This is a genomic window from Gluconobacter roseus (assembly GCF_046058915.1).
GTDB classification, from domain to species: Bacteria; Pseudomonadota; Alphaproteobacteria; order Acetobacterales; family Acetobacteraceae; genus Gluconobacter; species Gluconobacter roseus_A.
In genome coordinates this window covers 1,397,762-1,413,482 of record NZ_CP175538.1, presented here as the reverse complement: position 1 = coordinate 1,413,482, position 15,721 = coordinate 1,397,762, and the positions used below count along the sequence as shown (strand labels likewise).

The 15,721-nt window shown below is 61.0% G+C and carries 13 protein-coding genes and 1 pseudogene; 5 read left to right on the top strand and 9 right to left on the bottom strand.

Annotated elements, in window-relative coordinates; genetic code table 11:
* Nucleotides 1-13: 13 nt before the first annotated feature.
* Genes ACJ2A4_RS06490 through ACJ2A4_RS06480 form a run of 3 tightly spaced genes read right to left on the bottom strand, consistent with a single transcriptional unit; the run spans nt 14 to nt 2,321 of the window.
* Complete coding sequence (locus ACJ2A4_RS06490; protein ID WP_408872202.1) at nt 14-205, bottom strand: hypothetical protein; 192 nt, start codon at nt 203-205, stop codon at nt 14-16.
* Nucleotides 205-2,073, bottom strand: coding sequence for a ferrous iron transporter B (locus tag ACJ2A4_RS06485; RefSeq protein WP_408872201.1), 1,869 nt, complete (start codon nt 2,071-2,073; stop codon nt 205-207). Before ACJ2A4_RS06485 ends, ACJ2A4_RS06490 begins: the two co-directional genes overlap by 1 nt.
* A gap of 5 nt (nt 2,074-2,078) precedes the next feature.
* A complete protein-coding gene (locus tag ACJ2A4_RS06480; protein WP_083541272.1) occupies nt 2,079-2,321 on the bottom strand; it encodes a FeoA family protein in 243 nt (80 codons plus the stop codon).
* A 409-nt stretch (nt 2,322-2,730) separates the two neighbouring features.
* Here ACJ2A4_RS06480 and ACJ2A4_RS06475 point away from each other — a divergent pair, with 409 nt between their 5' ends.
* Nucleotides 2,731-3,072: a metal-sensitive transcriptional regulator gene (locus ACJ2A4_RS06475; protein ID WP_408872200.1), complete on the top strand. Its 342-nt coding sequence runs from the start codon at nt 2,731-2,733 to the stop codon at nt 3,070-3,072.
* A gap of 13 nt (nt 3,073-3,085) precedes the next feature.
* Here the strand turns inward: ACJ2A4_RS06475 and ACJ2A4_RS06470 are convergent, their stop codons facing one another.
* From ACJ2A4_RS06470 to ACJ2A4_RS06455, 4 genes are all read right to left on the bottom strand, one after another.
* The gene (locus ACJ2A4_RS06470; RefSeq protein ID WP_408872199.1) at nt 3,086-3,379 is read right to left on the bottom strand and encodes a hypothetical protein; all 294 of its coding nucleotides are present in this window, start codon (nt 3,377-3,379) and stop codon (nt 3,086-3,088) included.
* 42 nt (nt 3,380-3,421) lie between these two features.
* Nucleotides 3,422-4,210, bottom strand: a complete 789-nt coding sequence (locus ACJ2A4_RS06465) for a copper resistance protein B (protein ID WP_408872198.1) — start codon at nt 4,208-4,210, stop codon at nt 3,422-3,424.
* The gene (locus ACJ2A4_RS06460) at nt 4,207-6,000 is read right to left on the bottom strand and encodes a copper resistance system multicopper oxidase (protein ID WP_408872197.1); all 1,794 of its coding nucleotides are present in this window, start codon (nt 5,998-6,000) and stop codon (nt 4,207-4,209) included. The genes ACJ2A4_RS06465 and ACJ2A4_RS06460 overlap by 4 nt, the downstream gene beginning before the upstream one ends.
* Before the next feature lie 86 nt (nt 6,001-6,086).
* Nucleotides 6,087-6,482, bottom strand: coding sequence for a hypothetical protein (locus ACJ2A4_RS06455; protein WP_408872196.1), 396 nt, complete (start codon nt 6,480-6,482; stop codon nt 6,087-6,089).
* Nucleotides 6,483-7,139: 657 nt separating this feature from the next.
* Here ACJ2A4_RS06455 and ACJ2A4_RS06450 point away from each other — a divergent pair.
* The 3 genes and pseudogenes from ACJ2A4_RS06450 to ACJ2A4_RS06440 all read left to right on the top strand — a co-directional run bounded on the left by ACJ2A4_RS06450 (nt 7,140) and on the right by ACJ2A4_RS06440 (nt 13,341).
* The gene (locus ACJ2A4_RS06450; protein ID WP_408874115.1) at nt 7,140-9,197 is read left to right on the top strand and encodes a TonB-dependent siderophore receptor; all 2,058 of its coding nucleotides are present in this window, start codon (nt 7,140-7,142) and stop codon (nt 9,195-9,197) included.
* Nucleotides 9,184-10,900: pseudogene (locus ACJ2A4_RS06445) on the top strand (ABC transporter ATP-binding protein/permease). The gene ACJ2A4_RS06450 and the pseudogene ACJ2A4_RS06445 overlap by 14 nt, the downstream one beginning before the upstream one ends.
* Before the next feature lie 65 nt (nt 10,901-10,965).
* Nucleotides 10,966-13,341, top strand: a complete 2,376-nt coding sequence (locus ACJ2A4_RS06440; RefSeq protein WP_408872195.1) for a heavy metal translocating P-type ATPase — start codon at nt 10,966-10,968, stop codon at nt 13,339-13,341.
* A 21-nt stretch (nt 13,342-13,362) separates the two neighbouring features.
* Here the strand turns inward: ACJ2A4_RS06440 and ACJ2A4_RS06435 are convergent, their stop codons facing one another.
* Together ACJ2A4_RS06435 and cysK are read right to left on the bottom strand one after the other, a co-directional pair.
* Complete coding sequence (locus ACJ2A4_RS06435) at nt 13,363-14,031, bottom strand: RBBP9/YdeN family alpha/beta hydrolase (RefSeq protein WP_408872194.1); 669 nt, start codon at nt 14,029-14,031, stop codon at nt 13,363-13,365.
* A gap of 124 nt (nt 14,032-14,155) precedes the next feature.
* On the bottom strand, nt 14,156-15,151 hold the full coding sequence (cysK, locus tag ACJ2A4_RS06430; protein WP_408872193.1) for a cysteine synthase A: 996 nt from the start codon (nt 15,149-15,151) through the stop codon (nt 14,156-14,158).
* Between the two features lie 322 nt (nt 15,152-15,473).
* On the opposite strand from cysK, the gene ACJ2A4_RS06425 reads away from it, so the two are divergent.
* Entirely contained in the window at nt 15,474-15,671 is a 198-nt protein-coding gene (locus ACJ2A4_RS06425) for a hypothetical protein (protein WP_062500561.1), read from the top strand.
* Nucleotides 15,672-15,721: the final 50 nt, after the last annotated feature.

Here is a 15,721-nt window from a genome sequence, read left to right as displayed (position 1 = left end):
CAGGGCGGTTGCCTTAGTGGCAGCCGCCCTTGCCGGAGCGATCACAGCCCGTGCAGCCGCCGCAGCCCTTGCCGATGGTGGGTTGCGGTGCAGGGGCGAAGCCCACGGCCGTGCGCAGGCGGCCCCACCCTTCGGGAAAGAGACGCGCATACCAGTAAACCGCGGCTGCGCAGACGATCAGCAGGGCAACAGCAACTTCGATCATCAGGGAACTCCCGTAATGGCGCGGGTGATGTGATAGGTCAGGAACGCCGCCAGATAGGCCAGTCCAAACAGATACGCCGCAGCCCATAGAACGGTTTTGATCGATCCGGTTTCCCGCCGCATGACAGCCAGCGTGGAAATGCATTGCGGCGCATAGACATACCAGGCCAGCAGCGAAAACGCGGTGGCCATGCTCCACTGCGTCGAGAGCAGCGGCAGGAGCTTGTCGGCCGCGCCGTCATCCGTGGCCCCGATGGCATAGACGGTCGCCAGTGCACTGACGGCCACCTCACGCGCCGCAAGGCCGGGGATCAGCGAGACGCAGATCTGCCAGTTGAAGCCAATGGGCGCGAATACCCACTGCATCAGATGGCCGATGCGTCCGGCCAGACTGTAATCGATGGCTGCCCCCGGAGCGCCAGCGGGCGGCAGCGGGAAGCTCGACAGCGCCCAGAGCAGCACGTTCAGCGAGACGATAATCGTGCCCACACGGGAGAGGAACATCACCGCGCGCTGCCACAGGCCGAGTGCCAGGCTCTTGAGGTTCGGGCGGCGATAGGGCGGCAGTTCGAGCAGCAGCGGATGCTCTTCGGACTTCACGCCGCGTGTCATGACACGCGCGGCGATCACACCGCTGACGATAGCCACGGCATAGAGCCCGAACAGCACCAACCCCTGAAGCCCGAAAATCCCCAGCACGGTCCGATGCGGCACGAACGCCCCGATCAGCAGCGTATAGACCGGCAGACGCGCCGAGCAGGTCATGAGCGGCGCGATCAGGATCGTGACCAAACGGTCCCGCGGGTTCTGGATGGTCCGGGCCGCCATGATGCCCGGAATGGCGCAGGCAAAGCTCGACAGCAGGGGAATGAAGGACCGGCCGCTCAGCCCGGCCAGTGCCATGAGCCGGTCCAGCAGGAAGGCGGCGCGAGGCAGATAGCCGGATTCCTCAAGGGCCAGAATCCACAGGAACAGGATGAGGATCTGCGGCAGGAACACGATAACCGTGCCCGCACCCGCAATCACACCATCGGCCAGCAGGCTGTGCAGGATGCCATCCGGCAGGGGCTTGAGGACGATCTGCCCGAAGGTCGAAATCCCACTATCCAGCCCGTCCATAAGCGGTTGTGCCCATGCAAAGACCGTCTGGAACATGACGAACAGCACGACCAGCAGAATGACCGGGCCCCAGACGGGATGCAGGAAGACGCGGTCCAGCCGGTCGGTCAGGCGGTCCTTTCCGGTGGACGGATCGACGACATAAGCCGCCAGTAGGCGCCGCACTTCCATATGGGGATCAATCCCCGCCGGGAGTGGGGCTGGCGGGGCGGGAAGAGGCAGATCGAGTGCCTGAAGAAGCGGTATGACGCCTGCGCGGTTCAGGCTCACGACCGGCACGATCGGCATGCCCAGATCGGCCTGCAAACCCGCAACGTCAATTTTGAGGCAGTTGCGCCGGGCCTCATCCATCATGTTCAGCGCGACGATGACAGGCAGGCCAAGCTGCTTCAATTCGAGCAGGAAGCGCAGATGCAGCCGCAGATTGGTGGCGGAAATGACGGCCACGAGCATCTGGGGCTGTGGTTCGCTCGGGTGACGGCCCAGACAGACATCGCGTGTGACGTCCTCATCCGGGCTGGTCGAATCAAGACTATAGGCGCCCGGCAGGTCCAGCACGCGGATCGCGCGGCCGTTGGGCGTTGTGAAGAACCCTTCCTTGCGCTCGACCGTCACACCCGCATAGTTCGCGACCTTCTGCCGGCTTCCCGTCAGTTGGTTGAACAGGGAGGTCTTGCCGCAGTTCGGATTTCCGACAAGGGCGATATGCAGGCTTGAAGCGGGTGTCTGCGCGGACGCTGTCGAATTCATGGAGGTCAGGAAACAGCCCGCAGACCCACGCGGGCGGCTTCACCACGACGCAGGGCAAAGCGTGACGTCCCCAGACGTACGGCAATCGGATCCCTGCCCATTGGTCCGGTCGCGACCACCTGCACAGCTTCACCGGGCACAAAACCCAGCTCTCCCAGACGTGTGGCAATCGGGTCCAGAGGCGCACGCTGTTCGATCTTCTCGATCACGGCGTGTCCGCCCTTGGGCAGTGTATCCAGATACAACATCAGTTCCGTACCCCGGTGAATGTGGCGGCGGCTCACAGGCCCCGACCTCTATCCTAGATAGGCGCATCCTGTCCGTCCGGGAAGGGGAGTGAGAATGATTTGCATCAAGACCGCTTCACAGCCGGGGAAATCACCGGTTTTGATGATAAATTTTATGAAGCGTGTGGTGAGAACGACTCATATCGGGAGAACGGCCCGCAGCAGAAGGGAAGCCCGGGCCATTCAGGTGAGGGCAGGTCGGGCTTTTCCGGCCGGGACTCGGTTTTTTCCGATCTGGAAACACCGGGACCATATCGCCAGACTGGAAATTCCCGGCACAGGGGGGCATACACCGGCCTGTGGGCGCCGGATGGGCGAGCATGGACCCATGATATTACGTTCGGATGTCTGACAGAGGGCGGATCCTGTAATGGCACTATCCCATAAAGAACATGCACCAGATATCTGCGAGAGCTGCGTACCGCTGGACGATGACGCCCGCCGTGTCGAACAGCCCCGCAAGAAAGCCCTGACGAACCGTATCCGCCGGATCGAAGGGCAGGTTGGCGGTGTTCTCAACATGATCGAGAACGACCGCTACTGCGTCGATATCCTGACCCAGATTTCCGCGATCAAGTCGGCGCTGGACGGGGTATCCATCCAGATCCTGTCGTCCCACGCCAATGGCTGTGTGCGCCGGGCGGTGCAGGAAGATGGCGGCGAAGACGCGATTGACGAGCTTCTCCAGGCCGTCCGCCGGATGATGCGCTAGGCGGCCTGCGGGCTCAGCGGTCCAGCGTCTCGGCCGGTGCGGGCTGATTCGTCATGCCCGTGTTCATTTTCTGACAGGCGGCGAGCTGCTGCTTCATCTTCGGCGTCAGGGTGCTTTTCTGTTCGCTGAGGGTCTGCAGATGTGAGCACAGGACCATCTGCTGATCCATGCTCAGCCCGGCCAGCGGATCCTGTGCTTTGGCTGGCGACATGGTCATGTGGCTCATATCTATGCCCGGCATGGACGGATCGGCATAAGCCGTGCCGGTGGCGAGTAGGGCGGTCAGTGCGAGAAAGCTCTTGCGCATGATGTCGGACTTTCGGTTTTCGTCGTGATTGGGCAGGGATGATCAGAACCAGCTTCGAACGCCGAGGCTGAAGCGGACGGAACCGGTATCGTCGTGCTGGTCACGGGCGATCCGGCGGGCTTGAGTAAGATATCCGGAGTAGGTTACGGCCACGTAGGGGGCGAATTTCCGCCAGAGTTCGTATCGCAGGCGCAGACCGGCATCGACATCCGACAGACCTGCTCCTACCTGACGTCCCGCATCGGATTTCGTGTACAGGTTGAATTCGGCCTGGGGCTGAAGGATCAGGCGGTTGGTGAGCAGAAAGTCGTAAGATCCCTCGATGCGGGCGGCGAAACGCCCGCGATCGCTGACATAGGCCGTGGCCTCGAACTCGAATTCGTACAGCGCCAGACCTTCGATGCCGAACGCCCCCCAAGTGCGGGTCGGGCCGTCATCGAGGTCCATCCGCACGCCGCCCTGAAGGTTCCAGTAGGGCGAAATCGCGCGTGTATAGAGCAGTTCGTGGTCGCCATCGCTCAGGCGGCCTTTTTCGAGCGTGCCTTCGGATTTGAGCCAGATCTTGTTGTAATCGCCGCCGAACCAGGCTTCGCCATCCCAGCGGAAATCGGTACCGCCGGGCGCATAGCGCCCCTCAAGCTCGTTGAAGATGCCGTGCAGCCAGGTGCCCTGATCCATTGAGGGCATGATGTTGCCGATATAGACAACGGGGGTCGCCTCAGGCGCATCGGCGGCATGATAGGTCGGCTGAACGGCGCGGGCCGTGCCGGACAGGGCGAGGGTGGACAGGGCCGCGAGGGCCAGAAGCGCGAGGGACAGGGCGTGTTTCATGCCACGATCACCGTGCGGAACATGCCCAGATCCATGTGATAGATCAGGTGGCAGTGATACGCCCACATGCCGGGGGTATCGGCCGTCACCAGATAGCTCAGCTTCGAGCCCGGCTGGGAAATAATGGTGTGCTTATAGGGGCGGTAATCGCCCTGACCGTTTTCCAGTTCGCTCCACAGACCATGCAGATGGATCGGGTGTTCCATCATGGTGTCGTTGATGAGCGTGAAGCGCACGCGCTCGCCGAGTTTGAGGCGGATCGGGCCGGATTCCGAGAACTTCCGGCCGTTCATGCCCCAGATATAGCGTTCCATGTTGCCGGTCAGATGCAGGATGATCTCCCGCGTCGGCGGCCTCAGATCTGCTCCGGGGCGTGTAGCGCGGAGCTGTCTGTAGTTCAGGACGCGGCGGCCGTTGTTTTCCAAACCGTCGCCGGGGCTGCCGGTCCGGTCGATCGGCATCATGGCGCGCATCTGGTTTTCGACATTGATGGGCGGCGGGCCGGGATCATCCACTTCCATCTTCGGCATGGCCATGTGGTTCATATTCATGCCGTGCATGTCCATTCCGGCCATGTCGTCATCCATCTTCATGCCGGACATATCGCCTGACATGTCCATGTCCTTCATGCTTTCGCCGGGCTTCATGTTCCCCATGCCCATATCGACCATGGTGCGGACGGGGCGCGGGTCCATTGGCGGCAGGGGGGCGATCATGCCCTCGCGCGGGGCGAGAGTGCCGCGTGCGTAGCCGGTCCGGTCCTCGCTCTGGGCGAAAATGGCATAGGCACGCTCGTCCTTCGGCTGGACGATCACGTCATAGGTTTCCGCCACGCCGATGCGGAATTCATCGACGGGAACGGGTTCGACATCGTTGCCGTCGGCCTGCACGACCAGCATTTCGAGCCCCGGAATCCGGATGTCGAAGAAGGTCATGGTCGAGCCGTTGATGAAGCGCAGGCGCACTTTCTCGCCGGGTTTGAACAGGCCGCTCCAGTTCATGTCCGGGGCATGGCCGTTCAGCGTGTAGGTGTAGATCGCGCCCGAGACATCCGCGATGTCGGTCGCGGCCATGCGCATTTTGGACCACGCCAAACGGTTCGCGAGGGCGGCACCGGTGCTTCCGGCCTCGTGCGCTTCCTTCGGAAAGGACGCTGCCGTGCGCTGGCGGAAGACGTAATAATCGTCCTGCATCTTGAGGTTGCTGACGATGTCATCGGGCATGACATCCGTCCACTCGCCCAGAAAGATGACGTAATCGCGGTCACAGGCATTCGGGTCCGGCCGGCGCGGATCGATGACCAGCGCACCATACAGCCCTGTTGCTTCCTGCATTCCGGAATGGCTGTGATACCAGTAGGTGCCGCTCTGATGGAGCTTGAACCGATAGGTGAAGGTCTCGCCCGGTGCGATGCCGCCGAAGCTCAGCCCCGGCACGCCGTCCATGTTCGAGGGCGTGCGGATCCCGTGCCAGTGGATCGAGGTGGGCTCATCTAGCGTATTGGTGACGCTGATGCTGACGGTATCGCCCTGTTTCCAGCGCAGGATCGGCCCCGGCACCGTGCCGCCTGCGGTCGGGGCGTGCATGGTCTTGCCGTCGAGCGAGATGCGCGTATGGCCGATCGTCAGATGCCACCGGTCAGACGGCATGGGCGGGATAAGACCCGAAGAAGCCTTGGCCGAGGACGCCTGTGAGGTGCGGGGCAGGGTGGCCAGAAGGCCACCTGCGCCGAGACCCGTTACGAAACGTCGTCGTGTCAGGCCGCCCCGGATGAGGGACGGAAAAATCATGAGAAAAATCCGCGAAAATGACAGAGGATCAGATCCCGGCTGTCCGGACTGGACGGCAGGATGGGTCCACGCCTGTCAGGCGTGCGTCAGAGTGCGCGGAGTTTCGGTGGGGGAGAGGCCGGAATCCAGTCCGTACCGCTGAAACGGTCATGCCGTCCGGATGCAAAGGCCCGTGCCGCCAGACTGACGGGACCGGAAGGCTGGATGGACGCCATGGTCAGCATGGGTTCGGTCGAGACCATATGCGTATGGCAGCAGCCCCCGGAAGACTGCTGGGAATGGGGGATCGCGTGGAAGGCTGATGTGCTGCAGCAGTCCGTGCTGTCGGGTTTCTGGTGATGGACCATGTGGTGCATCGCCATGATCATGTGATGGGGCGCTTCAGTCCGGGCCTGCGCGGTGGACGTGCCAAGCAGCAGCCCGACCTGCATCAGCAGGCAGGCCAGAAGGCCGATCCAGATCCGGGCATGTGTCCTGACCATCAGAAGTCTCACCAGGGGTAAGAGGCGGGGTAATTCGAATGCTCGAATCTGTCGGGATTCTATACCCGGCAGGGGAATGGGGAAAGATTATTTTTCCGGACGCAAAAAGACCCGCCGAATATGTTTCGGAGTCAGTACATATATTCTATATCCTGATCTTGTATATGAAAGCTGCGGATGGAGCGGGGGCTCTTTTTCAGGGATTTCGTAGCATGATGAAAACAGCACACGGTCCAGATTTTGCCCGCTGCGGTTAGGATGGTGTCGAAAACATGGGGTTTGGAGACGTTTCCTGACCGGCCCCATGTTACTAAATGATGCTTTCAGGACTCAGGATGTTGCGTGGCGCCAGTATGTCTCTCTAGGACAGACACTATGACACAGCATGGCACTTCTTCAGTGCGCCGCCGGCTCAACCTGTCCGCCATTTCTTACAATACCCTGATCTGGGGCAGCCTGATGGCGGGAACCTGTCCTGCGGCCATGGCCGACACGGTTGCAGAGCGGACGAAAAATCACCCCTCCGTCTGTCATGCCACACACAGAACGCCGCATCCGGTTTCCTGCAATTCGCATCCCGTTGTCACAGTCTCTGTTCAGAAGCCTGTAAAGCTTCCTGTTGCGACACCTGCGACAGGAACAGCATCCTCTGCGGATATGGACGGGATCGGGGTGGAAAACATCCGGGTTCTGGGGAGCAATCACACCTATACCGCACCTGCCGTCGAAGCCTGGGGCAAGAGCCCCGTGGCGCTCAAGGATGTGCCGCAGTCCGTTTCGATCATCACCCAGCAGCGCATGGAAGATTCCAACATGCTGACGATGGCGGACGCCATGCGCCAGATCAACGGAATCCGCGTTTTGCCGGGTTCTACGGCCAATTCGAATTACTATTCCCGGGGCTATCAGCTCACGACATCCGTGGACGGCACGCCCGATGCGTCCGGCACGCTGAACAACGCGGCTTTCGACCTGTCCATGTATGATCGGGTCGAGGTGCTGCGTGGGTCGTCCGGTCTGTTGCAGGGTGGTGGTGGCGCCGGTGGTGTTGTCAACGAGGTCACGAAGAAGCCGGGCCGGGATTTCGCGGTCGATGGTTCCGCCATGGTCGGCAGCTTCAACAATTATCGTGCCGATATGGACATGACCATTCCGCTGAACCGGTCGAAGACGCTCCGCTTCCGGACCGCCGACCTGTTTCAGGACAACGACTATTTCTACAAATACTCCCATTCGCGCAAATGGCAGGCCTATGGCGCGCTGGAATGGGACGTCACGCCGACCACCACGTTCCTTGTGTCTCACGCAGCCCAGCAGCAGGACATCACGGCGCCATATTTCGGCCTGCCGGTCACGACGGAAAACACGCTGTGGTATGGCGGACGCGATGCCAATCCGAGCCAGAACTGGGGTTACAGCAACTACATGACGCAGCAGACGATTGCGTCCCTCACTCAGAAGCTCTGGGGCGACTGGACGGCGACCGCGCGCGCCACGTTCTATGACCAGAACTACAACACGCTATATAATGAACCCTGGACGACGATCGATGCGAATACCGGTCTGCTCCAGTATCAGGATATCGGGATTGTCGGGATGCGGGGCAAGAACACGTCGCGCTCAGCGGATGTGTATGCCCAGGGCAATTTCCGTCTTCTGAACCGAACGCATCATGCGCTGTTCGGCTTCAACTACAATTCCTACGAACAGCTGACGCAGTATGCGAACGTCAACTGCGATGCCATTTATAATAATGTCAGCATCAACAATACGGGCGTCGTGAAGGCGCCGGCCGCGAACTGCATTGACTACAAACAGAGCGAGGATGGCTACGGCACGGACGACTACGCCTATCAGTGGGGTTTTTACGGACAGCTCCGTCTTGAACTGATCCGGCATCTCTCGCTAATCCTCGGCGGCCGTGTGTCGCGGTTCTACGAGAAGCTCCAGTATGTCTCGCCCGGCCCGAAGAGCGAATGGGCTACGACATCGGACATTCGCGGCCAGCTCACCCCGTATCTGGGCACGGTCTATCAGATCACGCCGAACATCTCGTGGTATGCCAGCTATTCCAGCATCTTCACGCCTTCGGTCGGTCGGCAGACCTATCGCGGGGGCGGGCTGAAGCCGCAGGAAGGCAATCAGGTCGAGACCGGCTTCAAGGCGGAATATTTCCATGGCCGCCTGAACATTTCTTCCGCGCTGTTCCGGATGGAAAGCGTGAACCAGCCTGTTCAGGACCCGGATCATTCGCAGTTCTACATGACCACGGGACCGATCCGGCGTCAGGGCTGGGAAGCGCAGATCGATGGCGAGATCCTGCCGGAGCTCGATGTCTCGATCGGCTATACCTATCTGGATACGAAGGTCTCGGACGCGAAGGTCAGCGATTTCGGCGGAGTCTATTCCCCACACCACATGTTCAAGTCTTGGGTGCATTACAATGTGCCGGACGGACGCCTGAAAGGGCTCAGTTTCGGTACGGGCATTGATGCCAACAGCAATCCGCGCGGCAGTTATGCGACGACCGTTCAGGGCGGTTACATGACGCTGGACAGCATGATCGGCTACAGGATCAACAGGCATCTGAAGCTGCAGTTGAACGCGACAAACCTGACCAACCGCTATTATTATGAGCGCGCCAGCGGCGTCTGGCAGTTCAACTTCCCCGCCGCTCCCCGCAGCTTCATGGCCACACTTCGTGCAAACTACTGAGCAAACGACCCCGCCACATTCGCTTTCGGACTGGAAAGTCCTTTTCCCTACTGGAAATCCGAAGAGAAATGGTGGGCCTGGTCCCTTCTGGGGGGACCATCGGACTGTCCGTGCTTTACGTTCAGTCCGCCGTCTGGTTCGGGGCCTGGTATCACCGGTTTTTCGATGCGTTCTTTGCCGGTCAGGTCGCACATTGTCTGGGGATGCTGCCGCTTTACCTAGTAGTGACGGTTGGTTCTGTTGCGGTGCATGTGACGCAGACCTATCTGACGCAGGTCCTGTCCATGCGCTGGCGTCTGTGGAATACGCGTGTCTATCTGCGGCAGTACCTGTCGGAAGAGGCATATTACCGCCTGGAACACGGGCCGAACCGGGCGGATAACCCAGATCAGCGTATTGCGGACGATCTGTCGCAGATGACAGTCCAGACGCTCAGGCTCGGTCTGGATGCGATTGATGCCGTGACCACGCTGTTCTCCTTTGCCGTCGTTCTGTGGAACATGGGGGGGGTATTGTCTTTCGACTGGCACGGCCATCATTTCCACATCCCCGGCTATCTTTTTCTGGGTGCGGTCATCACGACCCTGACGGCCTCGGGGATTCTGGAGCGGTTCGGCTCGCCTCTGATCGGTGCGAATTACCGGCAGCAGCATTTCGACGCGGATCTGCGTGCGGGGCTGATGGATATCCGGCGCAATTCCGAACAGATCGCCTTTTATGGCGGCGAGGAGGCCGAGCATCTGCGTCTGTCCGGCTATCTGGCGCATATCGCCACCAACTGGCGTAGCGTCGTGCGTTACACCTGGCGGGTCAATTTCATTGGCGAAATCTATACCGGAATCGCAACGGTACCGCTGTGGCTGATGCTGGCGCCGAAAGCCATGGCCCATGCTCTGACCTTCGGCCTCTATTCCCAGATCAATTCGGCCTACACGCAGGTCCGGATCAGTCTGGAATGGTTCATTTTCAATTATGCGGATCTGGCGACGCTGCGTTCGGTGCTGCAGCGTCTGGGTGAGTTCGAGCGGGTGGTCAGCCAGCAGCCCCAGAGCGGGATCGAACGCTCTGCATCTGAAAGCACTACGGTCCAGATCTGTGATCTTGTGCTGTGCCTGCCGGATGGAAAACCGATTACGGAAATCGGGTCCATCACGATGGAAAGCGGGGAGCGCTGGCTGGTCCGCGGGCCGTCAGGTTCGGGAAAAAGCACGTTCCTGCGCGCCCTTGCCGGCTTGTGGCGTCACGGGAGCGGGGCGGTGTCCTTCAACATGCGTCAGGCCATGTTCCTGCCCCAGCGCAGCTATGTGCCGCCCGGAACCCTGCGTCAGGCCCTGAGCTATCCCGCAACGCCGGACCGTTATGAAACGGCGTTCTGCCAGAAGGCTCTGGAAGCCGTGAATCTGGCGGCATACAGTCCTCGGCTGGACGAAATCGCGGAGTGGGGGGATGTGTTGTCTCCCGGAGAGCAGCAGCGTCTGGCCGTGGCGAGAGCGCTCCTGTTCCGCCCTGCAATCCTGTTTCTGGACGAGGCCACCTCCGCGCTGGACGAAGGGAATGAACGCCGTCTTTACGAGGCCCTTCTTTTCACGCTGCCAGACACCACCTTTATCAGTGTGGCGCATCGCGATGCCCTGTGTCGCTTCCACGATCACGAGATTATCCTTGGCGATGGCCATGCCGTCTCTTGCGTGCTTGAAAAATAGGGTATCGGGGTATATCTCTCCCGGACCCTCTGCAGAGTTCTTCCAGCCGACAGGACCCCTTCCAGATGTCAGAAACGATCAGTTTCCCCGTCGGTGGCATGACCTGTGCTGCCTGTGCCGCGCGGATTGAAAAAGTTCTCAACCGTCAGGACGGTGTGAAGGCAACGGTGAACTTTGCGTCCGAACGCGCGCAGGTCGTTTTTGAAAATGCGTCATCCTCCGTTGAAAGCGTCGTGGCGGCCGTGCGCCGTGCCGGCTTTTCCGTGGATGAAAAGAGCCTTGACCTGTCGCTGTCGGGTATGACCTGCACGGCCTGTGCGGCGCGGATCGAGAAAATCCTGAACCGTCAGCCTTCCGTGCAGGCCAGCGTGAATTTCGCGGCCGAGAGGGCGCATATCAATTACATTCCCGGCGTGGTCGAACCGGCCTTCCTGATCGGGAAGATCGAAAAGGCCGGTTTTGGCGCGGAACGGCTGGACGAGGGAACGCGTGAAGATCCCAAAGCCAGGCGTGAAGCCATCTGGAAGCGTGAGCGCAACCGCTTCATTCTGACGCTCGTCCTGTCCCTGCCGCTCTTTGCCGAGATGATTGGCATGGCCTTCGGGCGCATGATCGTACCGGTTCCGGTGCAGTTCCTGTTCGCGACGATCGTGCAGTTCGTCTGTGGGGCGCATCTGTATCGCAGGGCCTGGAATGCCGTGCGTGGCGGGTCAGCCAATATGGATGTGCTGGTCGTGCTCGGAACGTCCATTGCCTGGCTGTTCAGTGCGATCGTGGTGGTGTTCGGGCTGCACCAGCATGTCTATTTCGAAGCCAGTGCGTCCATCATCACGCTGATCTCGCTCGGCAAGCTCATGGAGACCCGCGCCAAGAACAGGACCAGCGCCGGGATCGAGAGCCTGCTCCAGCTTCAGCCGCAGATCGCGCATGTCGAGCGGGACGGTGCGATCATGGACCGCGCGGTTGCGGATATGCATGTCGGCGACATTTTCGTCGTGCGTCCGGGCGAGAGCGTGCCGGTGGATGGTCAGATCATCGAGGGCGCGTCCGAAATCAACGAGTCCATGCTGACGGGTGAGAGCGTTCCGGTTCTCAAGGAAATCGGCAACGAGGTCTTTGGCGGCACGATGAACGCCAATGGCGCGCTGCGTGTGTGGGCTACTGGCGTGGGTGCAGATACGGCGCTGTCCCGGATCGTGAAGATGGTCGAGCAGGCGCAGGGCTCCAAGGCCAATGTGCAGCGTCTGGCCGATAAGGTTTCGGGCGTTTTCGTGCCTGCGGTCATCGGGATTGCGGTGCTGACTTTCCTGATTGGCTGGGCCGTGACCGGTTCCGCAGCATGGAGTCTGGTCTCCGCGGTCTCCGTTCTGGTTATTGCCTGCCCGTGCTCGCTGGGTCTGGCGACGCCGACGGCCATCATGGTCGGAACGGGGCGTGGCGCACAGTCCGGCATTCTGTTTCGCAATGCGGATGCGCTGGAGCGGGCCGAGAAACTCAAGACCATCATCGTCGACAAGACCGGCACCCTGACGCAGGGCCGCCCCACGATTGCTGCCGTTTATCCGGCAGCTGGCATTCCGGTGGATCGGTTTCTGGGTGTTGCGCATGCCCTGGAGCATCATTCCGAGCATCCGCTGGCTCGCGCCATCGTGGATTATACCGAAAGCCACGGTGGAAATGCGCCTGCCGCAGTCGAGGATTTTCAGGCAGTTCCGGGTAAGGGCGTTGTTGCGCAGTGTGGGGGGCAGGAGGCGCGTCTGGGTTCGCCGGCTTTCATGCAGGCGAGTGGTCTGGACCTGTCGGCGCTGCCGGTTGCCGCGCTGGAAAGCGAAGGTAATACCGTTATCGCCGTGGCGCAGGGCGGTCAGGTTCTGGGCATCATCGCGCTGGCGGATGAACTCCGGTCCGATGCCGTGGCGACTGTAGAGGCCCTGAAGGCCCGGGGCATCCGGGTCGTGATGCTGACCGGCGACAATGAACGCGCGGCGTCGGTGGTGGCACGACGGGTTGGCATAGACGACTATCTCGCCGGCGTTCTGCCCGAGCACAAGGCGGATGGTGTTGCGAAATACCGGGCGCAGGGCGGTCTGGTTGGCATGGTGGGAGACGGCATCAATGATGCGCCGGCACTGGCCGCCGCTGATGTCGGGTTCGCCATTGGTGCGGGCTCTGCCGTGGCTCTCGATACGGCCGATGTCGTGCTGATGAAGAGCGAGATGACGGGCGTTCTGGATGCGATTTCGCTGTCCCATGCCACCCTGTCCAAGATCCGGCAGAACCTGTTCTTCGCCTTCATCTACAACATTCTGGGTTTGCCGCTGGCGGCTTTCGGGATGCTGAACCCGATCGTGGCGGGGGCTGCCATGGCCATGAGTTCCGTCTCGGTGGTCAGCAACTCCCTGCTGCTCAACCGCTGGAAACCGATCTCCGGCAAGTCCTGAGGCAGACGTTTCCGGGTGCGTTCACTGCACCCGGAACGGGAGTTTCCTGCGGGCAAAATCGAGCATGGCCGTCGCGCCATGCTCCCACAGACCCAGCGGTTCGCTGCTGCCGATATGGCCGACCGCGCCCGCTTCCAGAAAATCCGACTGCCACCGACTGGCCAGCACGCGCGCTCGCGGCAGGGACAGCCAGGGGTCATTGCTGCTGGCCATGAGGGCCGTGGGAACGGGCAGGGGCGTGTTGGGAAGCGGCCCGAAAGCGCGGATGCGTTCGACGTCCGGATGGGCCGTCTGGTCAATATCGGCAGGCGCGACCAGAAACGCCCCGGCCACGCGCTGTCCGCCATGCCGGCTCAGCCACCTGGCACTCAGCACGGCTCCAAGACTGTGGGCAATCAGAAAAACCGGACGGGATGAGGCCTCGACCGCAGTGGTGAGCGCTGCTTCCCAGTCTGCGGGTGTGGGCGTTTCCCAGTCCGTCTGGTGAAGACGTTTCAGGCCATAAGTCTGTTCCCAGTGGGACTGCCAGTGATCCGGGCCCGAACCGAAGAGGCCGGGAACCAGCAGCAACTCGACCTGCTGGCCGAGGCGCTGGAACGCACCGGCGATCTGCTGGCGGCCCGTATCGGGCAGGCCATGCGTCGCCCAGGCGGGATCGAAAGATGTCGGACGGCCGGAAAACAGGTTCATGACGTTATCTCCTCTCAGCCGCCCCGACTCTTCTGCATGAGAGCGGAACAGGACTTCGAATTAATAACGAACACAAACGCCTATTAAATAAAATAACTTTTGTTTGTAGTTGTTTTGTTGGTGCTCAGGCCAGCCCATCGAAGAGCTGTGTGGAGAGGTAGCGTTCCGCGAAGGACGGGACGATGGCCACGATCGTCTTGCCCCGGCTGGAGGGCTTGCGGGCCAGCTCCATTCCCGCAAACAGCGCGGCCCCCGAGGAAATTCCGATGGGGATGCCTTCAACCGCTGCACAGAGACGTGCGGTTGCCACAGCTTCCTGTTCGGAGACTTCGAACACGCCATCCAGCGCCTTGAGATCCAGCGTATCAGGCTCGAAACCAGGGCCGATGCCCTGAATGCCATGCGGGCCGGGCTCGTCGCCGTGCAGCACGGCACTTTCGCGCGGCTCCACACCATAGACCTTGATGGATTTACGATGTTTTTTCAGGCCATGGGCAATGCCGGATGCCGTACCACCCGTGCCCAGACCGGCTACGACCATATCGACCTTGCCTGCCGTATCTTCCCAGATTTCCTGGGCCGTCGTGGTTTCATGCACGGCCGGGTTGGCGTCGTTTTCGAACTGGCTCGGCATCCAGGCATCGGGCAGGGTGCGGTTGAGTTGCTCGGCGCGTTCGATGGCGCCGGCCATGCCGCGGGATGCAGGCGTCAGTTCCGTGTCCGCGCCCATCAGGCGCAGCATCTTGCGGCGCTCGGTCGAGGCATTTTCCGGCATGGTGACGATCAGGCGATATCCCAGCGCCACGGCCGCGAAAGCGAGCGAAATGCCGGTATTGCCCGAGGTTGGCTCGATCAGGACCGTGCGGCCCGGCGTAATCAGGCCGCGCGCTTCGGCATCGCGCAGCATGGCCACGCCGATCCGGTCCTTGACGGAGCCGAGCGGGTTGAAGAATTCCAGCTTGAGGAGCAGCCGCCCGTTAAGATGCTCGCGCTGGGTCAGATGTGGCAGCGCGACCAGCGGTGTGCCTCCCACCGTCTCCAGAAAAGAGTTGAAAACGCGTCCCCGGGGGGCGGCATAACCTTCGAACGGGGCGGGGGACAGCGGAACCTTCTTGCTCATGGCCTCACTTAACATGGGAAATGGGGAAAAGGGCAGACGGTAAATGATGATTTCCGTTACAACGAAACAATAGCGTTATTATGGGCGTGACGTCGATATCACATCATGTTCATGCGTTATATGTTGACGGCACGGCGCAGGCCGTCGTATCTGACAGCCTCCAGTGGCATCCACAGCAACGGGACCAGTCGGTCAATGATGTGTCGAATGTGTAGCACGCAGCGCAAACGCTGCTCCGCTTCAGGTCCGGAGACAGTCGTCTCCGGCGTGTCATAACGCCCGATAACTGGACTGTCGGGCTCTTTCTTCAGGGTCCGGCATCATGCTTGGTTCAACCATTATCGAAATCAACGGCGTCTTCCTCGGCGCGGCCATTCTGGTCAGCACGAGTGGCACGAGACGCTTCTATGCCGCGCATGACAGCGTGCGCGCGCTCCATAACGAACTTCTTCCCGATCTGGTCGCGCTGCAGCAGCGCATCCGCCAGCATGTGCGCAAACCTGGTCGCCAGATGGTCTGATTGACGAAGAGCCTCTTCTGTCCGGACGTGTTCGTGCTGTAGAACGAAAA

Excerpts from the sequence above, each read along its gene's own strand:
- ACJ2A4_RS06450 (WP_408874115.1), top strand. The coding sequence starts at position 7,140 with ATGGACGGGATCGGGGTGGAAAACATCCGGGTTCTGGGGAGCAATCAC.
- ACJ2A4_RS06425 (WP_062500561.1), top strand. The coding sequence starts at position 15,474 with ATGCTTGGTTCAACCATTATCGAAATCAACGGCGTCTTCCTCGGCGCG.
- ACJ2A4_RS06480 (WP_083541272.1), bottom strand. The coding sequence starts at position 2,321 with ATGTTGTATCTGGATACACTGCCCAAGGGCGGACACGCCGTGATCGAG.
- ACJ2A4_RS06460 (WP_408872197.1), bottom strand. The coding sequence starts at position 6,000 with ATGATTTTTCCGTCCCTCATCCGGGGCGGCCTGACACGACGACGTTTC.
- ACJ2A4_RS06470 (WP_408872199.1), bottom strand. The coding sequence starts at position 3,379 with ATGCGCAAGAGCTTTCTCGCACTGACCGCCCTACTCGCCACCGGCACG.
- ACJ2A4_RS06440 (WP_408872195.1), top strand. The coding sequence starts at position 10,966 with ATGTCAGAAACGATCAGTTTCCCCGTCGGTGGCATGACCTGTGCTGCC.
- cysK (WP_408872193.1), bottom strand. The coding sequence starts at position 15,151 with ATGAGCAAGAAGGTTCCGCTGTCCCCCGCCCCGTTCGAAGGTTATGCC.
- ACJ2A4_RS06435 (WP_408872194.1), bottom strand. The coding sequence starts at position 14,031 with ATGAACCTGTTTTCCGGCCGTCCGACATCTTTCGATCCCGCCTGGGCG.
- ACJ2A4_RS06455 (WP_408872196.1), bottom strand. The coding sequence starts at position 6,482 with ATGGTCAGGACACATGCCCGGATCTGGATCGGCCTTCTGGCCTGCCTG.
- ACJ2A4_RS06475 (WP_408872200.1), top strand. The coding sequence starts at position 2,731 with ATGGCACTATCCCATAAAGAACATGCACCAGATATCTGCGAGAGCTGC.
- ACJ2A4_RS06490 (WP_408872202.1), bottom strand. The coding sequence starts at position 205 with ATGATCGAAGTTGCTGTTGCCCTGCTGATCGTCTGCGCAGCCGCGGTT.
- ACJ2A4_RS06485 (WP_408872201.1), bottom strand. The coding sequence starts at position 2,073 with ATGAATTCGACAGCGTCCGCGCAGACACCCGCTTCAAGCCTGCATATC.
- ACJ2A4_RS06465 (WP_408872198.1), bottom strand. The coding sequence starts at position 4,210 with ATGAAACACGCCCTGTCCCTCGCGCTTCTGGCCCTCGCGGCCCTGTCC.